Source organism: Ornithinibacillus bavariensis, assembly GCF_018333235.1.
Lineage (GTDB): Bacteria > Bacillota > Bacilli > Bacillales > Amphibacillaceae > Ornithinibacillus > Ornithinibacillus bavariensis.
Map to the genome: position 1 here is coordinate 230,641 of NZ_BORP01000005.1, position 13,589 is coordinate 244,229.

At 35.1% G+C, this 13,589-nt stretch carries 15 protein-coding genes and 1 riboswitch; all 15 genes read right to left on the minus strand.

Going from position 1 to position 13,589, the window contains the following annotated elements; translation table 11 throughout:
• Positions 1–10 precede the first annotated feature (10 nt).
• Entirely contained in the window at positions 11–1,252 is a 1,242-nt protein-coding gene (locus KI338_RS13400) for a tyrosine-type recombinase/integrase (protein WP_212921510.1), read from the minus strand.
• Positions 1,242–1,454 (minus strand): DUF3173 domain-containing protein, encoded by a 213-nt coding sequence (locus tag KI338_RS13405; RefSeq protein ID WP_212921511.1) that lies wholly within the window; start codon positions 1,452–1,454, stop codon positions 1,242–1,244. Before KI338_RS13405 ends, KI338_RS13400 begins: the two co-directional genes overlap by 11 nt.
• Positions 1,455–1,470: 16 nt before the next feature.
• Positions 1,471–1,944, minus strand: a complete 474-nt coding sequence (locus KI338_RS13410) for an HD domain-containing protein (RefSeq protein WP_244853608.1) — start codon at positions 1,942–1,944, stop codon at positions 1,471–1,473.
• 35 nt (positions 1,945–1,979) lie between these two features.
• A complete protein-coding gene (locus tag KI338_RS13415) occupies positions 1,980–3,008 on the minus strand; it encodes a replication initiation factor domain-containing protein (RefSeq protein ID WP_212921512.1) in 1,029 nt (342 codons plus the stop codon).
• Entirely contained in the window at positions 2,989–3,492 is a 504-nt protein-coding gene (locus KI338_RS13420) for a peptidase (RefSeq protein ID WP_212921513.1), read from the minus strand. The genes KI338_RS13415 and KI338_RS13420 overlap by 20 nt, the downstream gene beginning before the upstream one ends.
• A 327-nt stretch (positions 3,493–3,819) precedes the next feature.
• Positions 3,820–4,026, minus strand: a complete 207-nt coding sequence (locus tag KI338_RS13425) for a DUF7695 domain-containing protein (protein ID WP_212921514.1) — start codon at positions 4,024–4,026, stop codon at positions 3,820–3,822.
• Between the two features lie 2 nt (positions 4,027–4,028).
• Positions 4,029–5,408, minus strand: a complete 1,380-nt coding sequence (locus KI338_RS13430) for an FtsK/SpoIIIE domain-containing protein (RefSeq protein WP_212921515.1) — start codon at positions 5,406–5,408, stop codon at positions 4,029–4,031.
• 22 nt (positions 5,409–5,430) lie between these two features.
• Positions 5,431–5,757, minus strand: a complete 327-nt coding sequence (locus KI338_RS13435) for a hypothetical protein (protein ID WP_212921516.1) — start codon at positions 5,755–5,757, stop codon at positions 5,431–5,433.
• Between the two features lie 40 nt (positions 5,758–5,797).
• On the minus strand, positions 5,798–6,214 hold the full coding sequence (locus KI338_RS13440) for a hypothetical protein (protein ID WP_212921517.1): 417 nt from the start codon (positions 6,212–6,214) through the stop codon (positions 5,798–5,800).
• A 75-nt stretch (positions 6,215–6,289) separates the two neighbouring features.
• Positions 6,290–6,508 (minus strand): hypothetical protein, encoded by a 219-nt coding sequence (locus KI338_RS13445; RefSeq protein WP_212921518.1) that lies wholly within the window; start codon positions 6,506–6,508, stop codon positions 6,290–6,292.
• A gap of 147 nt (positions 6,509–6,655) precedes the next feature.
• A complete protein-coding gene (locus KI338_RS13450; RefSeq protein ID WP_212921519.1) occupies positions 6,656–7,036 on the minus strand; it encodes a hypothetical protein in 381 nt (126 codons plus the stop codon).
• Between the two features lie 281 nt (positions 7,037–7,317).
• The gene (gene guaA / locus KI338_RS13455) at positions 7,318–8,856 is read right to left on the minus strand and encodes a glutamine-hydrolyzing GMP synthase (RefSeq protein ID WP_212921520.1); all 1,539 of its coding nucleotides are present in this window, start codon (positions 8,854–8,856) and stop codon (positions 7,318–7,320) included.
• A 103-nt stretch (positions 8,857–8,959) separates the two neighbouring features.
• Positions 8,960–9,061: riboswitch (purine riboswitch) on the minus strand.
• A gap of 34 nt (positions 9,062–9,095) precedes the next feature.
• Positions 9,096–11,285, minus strand: a complete 2,190-nt coding sequence (locus KI338_RS13460; protein WP_212921521.1) for a DUF4129 domain-containing transglutaminase family protein — start codon at positions 11,283–11,285, stop codon at positions 9,096–9,098.
• The gene (locus KI338_RS13465; RefSeq protein ID WP_212921522.1) at positions 11,279–12,547 is read right to left on the minus strand and encodes a DUF58 domain-containing protein; all 1,269 of its coding nucleotides are present in this window, start codon (positions 12,545–12,547) and stop codon (positions 11,279–11,281) included. Before KI338_RS13465 ends, KI338_RS13460 begins: the two co-directional genes overlap by 7 nt.
• Before the next feature lie 3 nt (positions 12,548–12,550).
• Positions 12,551–13,507, minus strand: a complete 957-nt coding sequence (locus tag KI338_RS13470; protein ID WP_212921523.1) for an AAA family ATPase — start codon at positions 13,505–13,507, stop codon at positions 12,551–12,553.
• Between the last annotated feature and the right edge of the window lie 82 nt (positions 13,508–13,589).

Sequence of the window (13,589 nt, forward strand, 5' to 3'; positions counted from 1 at the left end):
CCCCACATAGCTACTTCTTTAGTGATTGATTTCCATTAAAAGCTATTTTTGTTTTTGTTGCTGTTTCTATTTTTATATTTCCTCCCATTTCATCAGCAATTACTGTATCAGCACCTTGCCACATATGTGAATAATGTTTTAATGTGATTTCAGGACTAGAATGTCCCATACGTTGCGATAGTACAAGTACAGATACATTAAATTCGTTAATTAAGTAAGAAGCATGTGAGTGTCTCAATCCTTTAGCTTGAATTTCTTTTACACTTGCTAACTTTGCGTATCTTTTAATAATCCTTGAGATAGTTGATTTCAACATAGGTAGTCCATCATAACTAAAAATAAAATCATTTTCGTTTCCCATACCTATTTCAGATTGCCTTTTTTTCCACTCTATAAGAATTTTCACGGTATCATTATCAAGGGCAATTGTTCTTTTTCCATCTTCCGTCTTAGTATAATAATTTCGTTTCCAGTCGCTTTTATTTTTTAAAACAATCATATGATGAACTCTTAAACGCTTTTTTTCTAAATCAACATCACTCCACCATAATGCAGTACCTTCATTCACTCTAATGCCTGTATTGTAGTAGGTCCATAGCATTACAAAGTTCAAATGTTCATAAAAATCACCGATATATATTTGATTTATCACTTTTTCAAATTCTTGTTTCGTCCAATATGGTACAATTGCCTTTCCTTTAGGAATTGCCTTAACTTTTTTCGAAATATTGTATTCTAAATATTGCATTTCTACAGCTTTATCCAAACTTTTGCGGAACGTTCCAAAAACTAGACTAGCATATGATTGAGAATATCCAGCCCCACCATTTTCTTTACTAGATAATAACCACGTACGAAAATTTTGTACATCTTCAACGGAAAGAGAGCGAAGGGGGATAGACCCAAACCTATCCCTAATTCTTTCTAAAATCCTTTTCCTAACAGAGAAGGTACTTTCTTCAACGTCTGTTTGATAGTAAGGTATATACACTTTATTCATAAATTGTTCGTAGGTCATTTTATAATTAGCGTAGCTATTGACTTTATGATATTCTCTTTTTAAACGTGTTAATTCTTTGTTAGCTTCAGATGCGGAAGAAAAAGGCTTGCCATTAATGTCTTTTCTTCCCTTTTTTCTTATTCGTTTCCCTGTAATTCTATCAATACCAAATTCTGTTTGATAAAAATAATTACCATTGGTATCAACATAAACTCCAGGATATTTTGTTTTTTGTTGCGTTTTAGGCTTCATTATCTTGTCTCTCTTCCGATACTAACGACACTCCTAGAATATTTTCAACAACATGCCTTGGAACTCTTCCCAATCTCTTATTGTTATAATAAGGACAACCTTCTTGCACCATAATTGCTTTTGCTTGCCTTATTAGTGAAATAGCTTGATATTTCTTATATCCTATCTCGATTAAATCATCTTTACATATTGTCGTACCCATTATAATCTCCTTTCCATTATCGACCTTTCTTCAAACTACCCTCGTATGCATGAAAAGACACATGTTCTGTATCCTTTAAAAAACTCATTGCTCTTCTATATTTCTCCGTACGCTCATAATCTTTCTCAGTAGGGTTCGTTATTCGACTTAAATCAGAATTGTGTTTTAAATCAGCTATCTTTACCACTCTTGCAAGGTGATTAGTTTTAACTAATTCAATATAATCGAAGTACCGTGACTGAGGACGTTTCGTTAAAACCTCAACTGCTGCAATAACTTTTTCTGGAATCCCTGATTCTCTTAAACTTTGAATAGTTATTTTAGTATCTTCTAACACATCATGAAGTAATGCTACAGCTTTTTCTTCCTCTGATTTTACAAGGCTTGCAACATAAATAGGATGTTCAATATAATCAGTAACCTTATCTTTTTGCTTCTGCCCTTTATGAGCTTCTTTTGCAATAATTAACGCTTTTTCATACAAATTCAAATATATCAACTCCTATAAGTAGTGACTGTTTTTCTTTAATATTCATCTTCGCTGATAAGTTCAAATATGCGTTGTTCAATTAATGTCCGATCGGAATCTGTTATTTTTTCCTTTCCCATAAGTATTAACTCTTTCAAGTAAAGCTCGGCATATTCTTCTCCATATACTCTAGCAAATGACTCATAAACCATACTGATTGATTTTACGGTAGATTTTTCAATCCACCCTTTCTTTTTCTTTAAAGTAATCTTGTCACGAGTTACTTTTAAAGGTATCGTTTCAATACCATCTATAAATTTTTGCCACCATTTCATAGTTGGCAATCTATTTTTATTATGAAAATCACTAGCTTTTTTAGGCTGAGTTTTGAAACAATAGTGAGCTGACAAAATTCCTTTTACTATAACACTTAGAGGCTTTCCACCTTTTATATGAAAGCCTACTTGCATAGCCTTCCCGTCAGTCAACTCAAGTTCCCACCTTACCCATTTTTCAATATTTACAACCTCATCAGTATTATCTTTTCTTTCCTGTTTCTTATCATAAATTCTCAATATTTGAGGAGATGAGCCAATATACAAAGAAAATCCTGTCAATTTTCCATCAAGAATTCTACCACTATTAATTTCAATGAATTTATGGCTTTTTGTACTCAACTGCCCTCGTTTTATATAGTCTTGTAACACCTTAACACTTGGGGTTGAATCATCAAAAATATCTAAAGCTAGGTCAATTCTTGTTATTTTACCTTGCATATCTAAAATAAATGAAATGAATCCATGCCAGTGCCACCCATCTACCCTAGACATATATTCTTCATATTGTCGACATGCTTGCCCAGACAAATCTACGAGAATACTGCTATGATTTTTAGATGAATGAAGTTTAATATTTGCAAAACTTATAGAATCATCATAAGTGGGGTAAGGTGACCCCTTAACCTCCGAAGAAAATTCGGAGATAGGGATTCCTAATATTTCATTAGCAACTATCGTAAAATCGCTATTTGGAATTGAAAATCGCAAGTAATCAATTAAACACTGATTACTTAGCTTTCGGCTCATTTACTTCCCCAATATTATAACTTTCAGCCTCGATTTTTATTTCAGAATACTGCCATGTATCTACCATAGGCTTTCCTTGTCCTACAAAGGATTTCTTTTGAACCTTTCTCGGTTTCACATGAAGCCCTTTAAAGGTAATAGGAATGAATTCTCCATCTTCAAAACTATCAAAGATAGGTAAACTATCTTGATTTTCAACTACCACAGTGATAGGAGAACCAATTTCTGTACTACCATTTCCCAAAACCAATTCAATAAAATGTCTATCATAGACTTTGAAAGCAATACTATACTTACCAGTTTCTACAAGCTCACCATTTGCATTTCTCTCTCTTGCCACTCTAGATGTAAAATCATCTTTCTGAACCACCATAGCTGACGGAACTTTGAATTGTGAAATATCAAAATGTAACTCACCTAAATCGATATTCTCTGAATCATTTAAAGAGATTAGTTTTGAAGATTTCATAATTAATTTTGCCATGTTTATTAGCTCCTTTTTCAACAGAAATTTTGTATTATACTAATCCCCAGTCTCGGGATTTTCGTCAGTCCTTCACGCTTAGAGCCCCAACGTTTTCCACGATTTTCGTTGAGGGAGATTCACCCGTGTTACTCAACGGGTGCTACGCTTTTTTATAGTTCCTCATGTTGAGCAAAGAACGCTCAACATGAAGCCATCATTTTTCACAAACGTTTTCGGACATTCCATTCGGATGGCTCCGCCACCGCCTCAAACCTTCGCAAAAAATGACGGTTAGTTGTGAGTTGTGGCTGAAACATTTTAATACTGCTACATTCTCAGAACGTTCTATTTGCCACTTTCTCCGTAAATAGAGTAACTAAAGTCAATATAATCCTCCATTTCCTTCCCAGAGGGCCAAAGTAACCTTTGATATTCTCTACCTCCATCAATAGCAATAGCACCACATTCGCACCGTTGAAAATCATGGGTATATTTTGATTCGATAATACTGTTACATTTTTTACACCTTACCTTGTTCACAATTACTTTCATGTTTACCTTCCTTGCATTAAGTTTTCTATTTCCGCTATGAAATCAAACTCCTTGTCTATATAAGGAGTTTCAAAATAGACAGGGGCTGTGTGTTTGCCATCGATTTGAATATAACCGCCACCTTTTTCTATAACCGTCTTATATTCAACATTATTCGTATCAAAAATCATATTATATCCAATCGAGTCCATAGCGCCTAAGCCAGCTTTGAATCCCATTTGTGCCCTAATATTTGTTGGTAGGTCATCTGCTGATGGTCGTTGCATAAGTATTTCAATCATTACCCCCGCCTGTCTTCCTTTCATTACAAGCGTAAATACATAATCTAGAGCTTCCTTAGCTACTTTCTTATCTACCGAATGCATAAAGGCAGAGAACTCGTCAAAGATTATGATTACTGGAGGTAATCCAAAATCTCTATATGTTTTTCCAAAGGCGGATACGTCATTAAAATAGTCTGTATATCTTTGCTCCATCAATTCGACAGTTTCTCGTAGTATTCGGCATATTTGATTAGCTTCAGTTGCAACCTTATTTTCAAACCCTGTAACAAATCGAAGTAAGCTCAAATCTGCTTTTTTAGGGTCAATGATTCGTAAATCAGCCTGTGGAGATAATTTCAGATATGAAACTATCTTTCCTAAAATAAAGAAGGATTTACCTGAACCAGTTCCACCGACTATTAATGAATGCGGAACCTTATGAAGCTCATAAGATATATTCCCAGTGATTTTGATTTCATCTGAATCATTTACGCTAGTTACTGTAGAATCTAAAGCTATACGTTCATCTTTATGCTTTAAAAATACATATTCAGCATAATGTACAGTCTGATTGGTAGAGTCTAGCTCTAACCCTAAACTGGATTCCAAATTTTCCCCTAATTTAGTTGCTTCACTTGTAAAACGGTCACCATCACGCATTATTCTTACAAATACATGCTTATCTGTCTCTTTGTATTTAATCCGTATAACTCTTGTAATTCGCTTTTCTCTTACCACTTTGTCTTTATTAGTAGTTTCAAAGTATTCTTCATCATATAGTTTTAGAGAACCTATCATGTAAGCTAGATTATTAGCAATCCATGACTTATTTCTTTTAAACAAGGCTAAATATCCCTTGATACTTAAATAAGTTGTACCTAACCAAAATACGATTAAAAGACCTATTAGGAGTAAGTTGATTAAACCTCCCAAAAAATTTATTCGAGGAATGGCATTTCCCACCTTATCCCAGAAAATTGACAAAGAAATAAAGATAACTAGCAACCCAAGGCATTTGATTAAAAAGGTATTCTTTTTTTGAGGAAAAACTACATCTTTCCATTCATCACCTTTTTTCCGTGTTACTCTTAAAAACTTATTTAATATACTCAACATCATGGATTGCTCCCCCCTTCAAATCCTATTTTTTTAGCTTTACTCGATTCTCTATTAACTTTACAAGTCCTACATGAATTAACTTGCCAAGTAATATTAAAAAAATCGCTAATACAAGCACTATCCAAAAAACTTGCACAACGTCAAAACTATAATTAGCAAATCCTTCTCCAAAAGTGTCAAACTCTATCCAACCATAATGAATGTTGGGGTTCCAAGGTTCTTCATAAGCTCTTCCGAAATCGTTAACCCCCGATAACCAATTACCTAGTAATAAATAAGTAATGGTAAATGGTATAAGAGTGATAACTATCTCAAATAAGAGCTTTACCACTTTGATTCTGTTTCTCATAATACATCTTTCCATTCATCTATTATTCGCCTTATCAATTCTACTCAATTACACTTTTTATTTTTACTCGTTTTGCTATCACCCTCATTACTGCCAAAGCCAACATTCTACCAATTATAATTAGCAAGAAAGACAATATTAATCCTATCCAAAATACTTCTAATATATCAATCTGATGTAATCCTAAGTCATTTGGTAATATATAAAGGTCTTCATACCAATACCAAGGAGTCTCAGAAGCTAGCATTTGTAAACCAGTAAATGCGCCCTCATCATTTAAGTTTCGGAAATATATAATAACTTCGTAAAGAAAATTTGGATCGTTCTCATAGCCTTTAGGATAGTTAGAAACCCTCGATAAATAATTTCCTAGTAACAAATAAGAAATGGTAAAAGGCAAAAAGGTTATAACAGTTTCAAAAATAAATTTGTTTACAACTTTGATTTTGTTTTTCATTTTCCCTCCAAATTTTGTACCAGAGAGTAACTATTTTAAGCTACTCTCTATTTGTTCTACCGATTTCGTCAACAATCAATGAACTATTGATTGATTATTTAATTCTTTACGACGTTTGAGACATTCAACAACATAGGAACTTTTTGATTCAATAGCTGAAATCATAGAATCTAATTCTTCATTTGTATATAAATAGCGAGCTGTTGATAAATTAGAAACTTGATTTAATACAGAATCAGCTTTTTCTAACCTTTTCTTTTTCAATCGTAAAGACTTTTCTCTTTTGTCCATCATTTTCACCTCCTATTTAAAGGCTCTCTAGTGAGCGCCCTATTTATATTCCCATTCTACAGTACATAATCGCAACGGTCAAGTGACCGCCCTTACATTTTAAAAAAAAAGACAAAATTTCTAAATGAATTAAGTCTTTTTATATTAATTTTAATCAAGCATATTATTCTGTTTTAATATTGCTGCGTATATTACTAATTTAACTACAAACGCTCTGTAAACCCTCTTAGTACCGAAAACTGCAAGAAACTTTCTTTGTAACTCGTCAATCCCATCTAAAACGCTCTTATCAATATTTAATGTAGTATCGACTCCAACAATAGACTTATCATTATTATCAGTAACATTAGGAATAGGACTTGCGTTAACCTTTTCCCATTTAATAGATGGCAAATCAGGTTGTATAGATTTAAACGCTGAACCCAATACATAACCATTTGTTACAGTAATATTAGGGTCGCCATAAGTAAGTCTTTTATACTCTTGAAAAGCTAACACTGTTGAACGGCTTAGTTTTATTTTTATTCTCACCTATATTCACCTCAACTTATTTTATCTAACAAATCCCTTATCAGTCAATAGACCGACTGAAATATAAACCAAAAAACAACCAACTTTTATCTTCCGAAAAGCTGGTTATTTATTTACAAAGTTTTAGGGAATTCTATATTTAAAGCATATTTTATAAAAAAACATCCATTTTTGGTGGTGTTATTGGTGGGGAACCATTTTAGTAAAAGCCTATTTCACATAGATAATATATTTATAAACCCTGTAAAATAGGCTATTACAATCTAAATTAGGTTAGTTCCTTATTCCCACTCAATCGTTGCAGGTGGCTTACTTGTAATGTCATACACGACTCTGTTAATATGCTCAACCTCATTCACAATACGTGTGGAGACCTTCTCTAAAACATCAAACGGAATACGTGCCCAATCTGATGTCATGCCATCAATAGATGTAACAGCACGAATACCTATAGTATAATCATATGTCCGAGTATCTCCCATTACACCAACACTACGAATATTCGGTAGCACGGTAAAGTACTGCCAAATATCACGATCAAGCCCTGCATTAGCTATTTCTTCTCGTAAAATCGCATCCGATTCTCGAACAATTTCAAGCTTCTCTTCTGTTACCTCTCCTAAGACACGAATTGCTAAACCAGGTCCTGGGAATGGTTGGCGCCAAACAATACGGTCTGGTAATCCTAGCTGTGTTCCAAGCTCTCGAACCTCGTCCTTGAATAAGGTTTTTAATGGCTCAATTAACTCAAACTGCATATCCTCAGGAAGACCACCTACATTGTGGTGTGATTTAATCGTTTGTGCAGTCTCTGTTCCACTTTCAATAATATCCGTGTACAGTGTTCCCTGTGCAAGGAAATCTATATCCGTAAGCTTTGCCGCTTCATCGTCAAATACATAAATAAATTCATTTCCAATAATTTTGCGCTTTTTCTCTGGGTCATCGACACCTTGTAATTTTGATAGGAATCGATCTTTTGCATCGACTTTAATCACCTTCATGTGAAAATCATCCGCAAATATCTTCATAACATCGTCCGCTTCGTTCTTACGCAATAATCCATGATCAACAAATATACAAGTTAACTGATCCCCAATTGCTCTATGAATTAGTGCTGCTACAACGGAAGAGTCCACACCGCCACTTAGTGCACACAGTACGTTACGATCACCGACTCTTTCTTTTATTGCAGCAATTTCCATCTCGATAAAGTTTTCAATTGTCCAATCACCAGAAGCTTCGCAAACATCAAACACAAAGTTACGAAGTAGTTGATTACCGAACTCAGAGTGGCGAACCTCAGGGTGGAATTGAACCCCGTACATATTGTTCTCCTTATTGCTCATTGCAGCAATAGGTGTGGAAGGACTAGTTGCATCAACTGAAAATGACGGTGGAGTCTCTACAACCTTATCACCATGACTCATCCAAACGGTTTGTTGTTCTGGAGTTTCATGGAAAAGAATTCGATTATTTTGTAGGCTGATAGTGGCTTTTCCATATTCACGGTTTTTAGATCTTTCTACTTTACCACCAAAATGCTGTGCCATTACCTGCATTCCATAGCATATTCCTAACACAGGAATTCCTAATTCAAATATCCGCTCATCCGGACGAAAGCTATTCTCATCATATACACTATGAGGACCACCAGATAAAATAATCCCTTTTGGATTTAATTCCTTAATTCTTTCTATCGTAATCTTATGAGAATGAAGCTCACTATAAACACCGAACTCACGTATCCTTCTTGTAATCAATTGATTATATTGACTTCCAAAATCTAGAACTAGAATCATTTCATTATTCATTTCCATTCTCCTTACTTTTATATAAGTGCGAATAAAAAAAACCTAGATTTCTCCTTAATCTATACAATGCAATCCAGCATTATACAAAAAAGGCAGAAATCTAGATTTCACCTAGACATTCCGCCTTCATAGTCAGGGCATTTACGGTGCCCCGGTAGAAACTTTCGAACCATATTATCGAGGATATACGAATGGCGTAAAACAATATTAAGATAAACTTATTTTACTAGTACTAAGAAATATGGTCAACCCAGTATCCGTTTTATTAAATTTTTCCATAAGTTTGACAGTTCTTCTGTTCCGACCTTGCCATTACTATTTTGGTAGATTAGCTTTTCATAGGTTGTCGTTAATTGTCCCATTTCATCTGACCCATACCAGTTGTCAATTTTAGTAGCGAACTCCCGTAACGTCTGATCTGGACCTTTGTTAAATCCTTTGTTTTTTAATAGCTTTAGAGTAAAGAGATACGCATCCTGATAAGAGGCTGCATCCTGTTTCTTGATTATTTTTCTGTGAAGGTAAATGGTTTCTAATTCAAATCTTTTCCAAAAAAGGAATCCAGCAAGTAATAGCAACAATACTACAATGATTACACCATGTATCCATGTAAAATCAAAGTTAAAACCATCTTCACTCTTACTAGGGCTGAATGCGTCCTGAGTTTCCTTAGGAGGCTCTGGCCTTTCTGGTTGATTTATTTCTGGTGCTTCTAATGCATCATCATGCTGATTATTCAAGCTTACATCATAATCATTTGGAACACGGAAGCCTTGTGTTGGTTCAAATGGCACCCAACCAACACCTTCAAAGTAAACCTCTACCCATGAGTGTGCATTAGCATTCGTAATTTCATACAGATCGGTACCCTCACCATCAATATTATCTTCAAGCTTTTCACCACTAGTAAAACCCTTTACCCATCTAGCAGGAATATCTAATGAACGCAGTAATACCACCATAGAAGAAGAAAAGTTATCACAATATCCTACCTTTGTTTCAAAAAGAAATTGATCAACATAATCTTGTTCATCTGATGGAACGGCAACATCACTAGTCTGATAGACAAATCCATTCGCACTAAAATAACGTTCCACTGCACGTACCTTGTCGTATTGATTATCATATCTTGCAGTAATTTCCTCTGCTAAATCATAGACACGCTCCGGTACGGTGTTAGGTAAATTCGTGTATCTCTCTAATAACGTAGTGTCTGTCGGTGCTTGGCTCTTTCGCATGCGGTCAATTGGATAGGATGGATAATTATATCGGATAGAATAATCTCTTACTACTACATCCTTCCCATCTATTTCTGTTTTCATTTCACCAGATTCTTCGTTTAACCAAAGACCTACTTCTTGGTTTTTAAGATTCACATGGGTAGCTCCATACGGATATATGAGCTTTGGAATTTTTCCTCCTTCATCGAACTTTAAAGACATTTCATATGGCTCGGTCTCTACAGTGGAAGCAAAAGTCTCAAAGGTAATATTCCACTCTGGCTGTTCTATATATTTATCAGAGCTGGAATTAACCCAGCCCTTACCTGTATATACATCCTTTGATTCAATTCGAAAATAGCTTTCTTTTTTCACATATGCTTGAAAAACTTGCGTGTAGTCTTGAACAAAAGAACCACCTAATCTGGAATCATCCTCGCCATAGCCAACCTTTTGAACCGTATAACCTCCAGCGTTACCAAAGCTTTCCTTCGCGCTTTTTATGAATTCAACAGGATCATTCCATTGCGGTTCAAGCTTCGGCGCTGCATACCCAACCACGGTTGAAAATAAAACAATCATGACTAGTGGAAGTATCCAGAGTGAACGAAATCGAAAACTACTAGTAGTCATATTTTCTCGTTGTATCTCTCTGACTATATTGGCAATACCTAAAGCAAGGAAGGCAATGACAAAGGTACGTGCAATTGCCCAATTAGCATGATACACAGTAAAGGTATCTAGTAACGCAATATAAATAAAAGTTAGCACACTAAATATCATCACGCGTTTAACTTGAATAAACCAATAATGAATTAAATAACTCATTAACCAAATAATGATTAAGAACAATAAGGTTCGAAACATATTGGATAAATCAAACCATTCTCTAGCTATTAGTGTCTGTATATTGTAAGTAAGGTCAGTGAATAACTCATGTAACCAGCGCATATTCCAGATAGGATAATCTGAAAAAATCCCATTCAAAACAAATAGAATTCCAAACCCCTTTAAAATAAACGACAGCCACCACTTGACCTGAAGTAATGAAATAAAAAAGCAGAAAAATGTATACATGATAAAAATACCAATAAACTTGGTGTCTGTAACTTGTTCAACAGGATAAAGCCACTCTAGGAATAACAAGAGTCCAGCAATATATAAAATGAAGGAATACACGAAAGGAATATTAGATTGTCTTAATCGATTCACCATGTAATCACCTCAACCGGATCCATCACTAATTCCTTCTCTGTTAGCACACAAACACCAACACCATCATTACGAAGCCTTTGAATCAGCTGATGCTCCAATGTTGTAATCCTTTTTTCCGCTTGAATAAATATGATCATAGCCTTTTTATCTCGTAATCGCACATGCTGTAATGTTTCGATTAATTGTTCATCTAAATGAGTAGTAACAATCACGACATAAATGCTACTCGTTATTTTTGTCATTTCCTCCTTCAGCTTAGAGGCGAAGGGCTTTGTAGTACCTGGTTGAATTTGTGTTAAGTGCTTACGAATCCATTCCATTTTCATTGGGTCATGTTTTACTGGAAAAAGAACCGTGTCCGTACCAATAGAAAGGAACCCTACCTGTGATGCCTGCTTCCGAATGGTATCCATTAAGGAAATACTCATTTCGACAGTAGCTTCATAGGCTAATAGATTCATTCCATCATAATAACAGCTATCTAAAATAATAAGCGTGTCTGTACTTTTTTCTTGTTCAAATTCCTTGGTCATCACATTACTTTTCTTAGCTGTTTGTTTCCAATCTATCCAAGAGAATTTATCTCCAGGTTTATATTCTCTTACCCCTGAGGCTACATTCGTATTTTTTAAATGCATCGCAAAGGAAGAGATAGAGCCCTGCTCATAGCTGTTCATTTTCTCGACAAGATGAACTGGACGCTCTATCGGATAAACCATCAACTCTGTTGTAGCCGGATAGACATGCTCTTTTTTAATTAGTCCAAATATATCTCCAGTTCGAACCCTTACAGCTGGTAATACATGATTACCACGTGGGAGCTGGCTTAAATTATAAGTAATGTCTATTTTTCTCTTAAACCACGGAAAAATAAGCTTTTTAATCTGTCTACCTTTATATAATTTATTGGGATGCTCCAAATATTGATATTTCGTATGTCTTGTATCTACTCGATTTAAAGTGTCCGGGAATACCTCTTCCACAACACAATAGTAGATTGGAAAAGGAAATCTCCGTCTTATTTGAATAGTTAAGGTTATTTGATCCCCGGTTGCGACCACATGCTTCGAACTTTTGCGCTCAACCTTCCACTTAGATATGGGATAAAAGGCAAATCCAATTAAATATAGAAAAATCGGGAGAAAGCCATAAAATAAAAACCAGCTCGTGAATCCTCCTTGAAACATTGCATAGGCAAAAAGTAAAGCAAATAATAGTAGGACGAAAATCACATTACGTACAAAACGAAACGTTCTTCGCATCCTCTAAAATTCCTTTCGAATTGGTACAAATGTCTGCTTTACAATTGTCTCCACGATTTGCTTTGCAGTATTTCCATCATACTTTGCTTCCGAGGTTAAGATGATGCGGTGTGTTAACACATACGGTGCCAAGTATTTCACATCGTCAGGTAGTACAAAATCCCTCCCCTTGATGAAGGCATATGCTTTTGCAGCTTTCATTAGCGCAATCGAACCACGTGGACTAACTCCTAGAAAAATAGCGTTATAGTTACGTGTTTCTCTAACAAGATTAATAATATATTGCTGAACATTTGACTCTATATATACATTTCGAACTTCCTCCTGTATGGATACCAATTCTTCTTTAGTCATAACAGGAGAAATCGTTTCAATTGGGTGCTGTTTTGAGGTTCTTTCTAACATCTCTAGCTCTTCCCGTAATGAAGGGTAGCCCATTGTTAGCTTTAATAAGAAACGGTCTAGCTGAGCCTCCGGTAACGGATAAGTACCTTCATATTCAATAGGGTTTTGAGTGGCCATGACGAAAAATGGTCTTTGAAGTGGAATTGTTTTCCCATCAACTGTAACACTCTTTTCCTCCATGCCCTCTAATAATGCAGATTGTGTCTTCGGCGAGGTTCTATTTATTTCATCCGCTAAAACAATGTTCCCTAGGATTGGACCCCCACGAAACTCAAATTCCATCTCCTTAGGGTTATATATAGAAATACCCGTTACATCTGACGGTAATAAATCTGGAGTAAATTGAATACGTTTAAAATCACAATCCAGTGATTTTGCTAAAGTTCGAACAAGCATCGTTTTCCCTACACCAGGCACATCTTCAAGTAAAACATGCCCTTCCGCAAGTAATGCTACTAAGCTTAATACAGCTACATCTTCTTTACCAATCATTACTTTATTTATATTCTCGATGACTTTCTCGATTTTCGCATTGTATACCATTGTTTCCTGCATCTACTAACGCCCCTCTGCTTATATTCCCGTACCCCTTAACTATACTAAAAATCTGCTAGTTAGTAAAAGGTTACTTAAAATA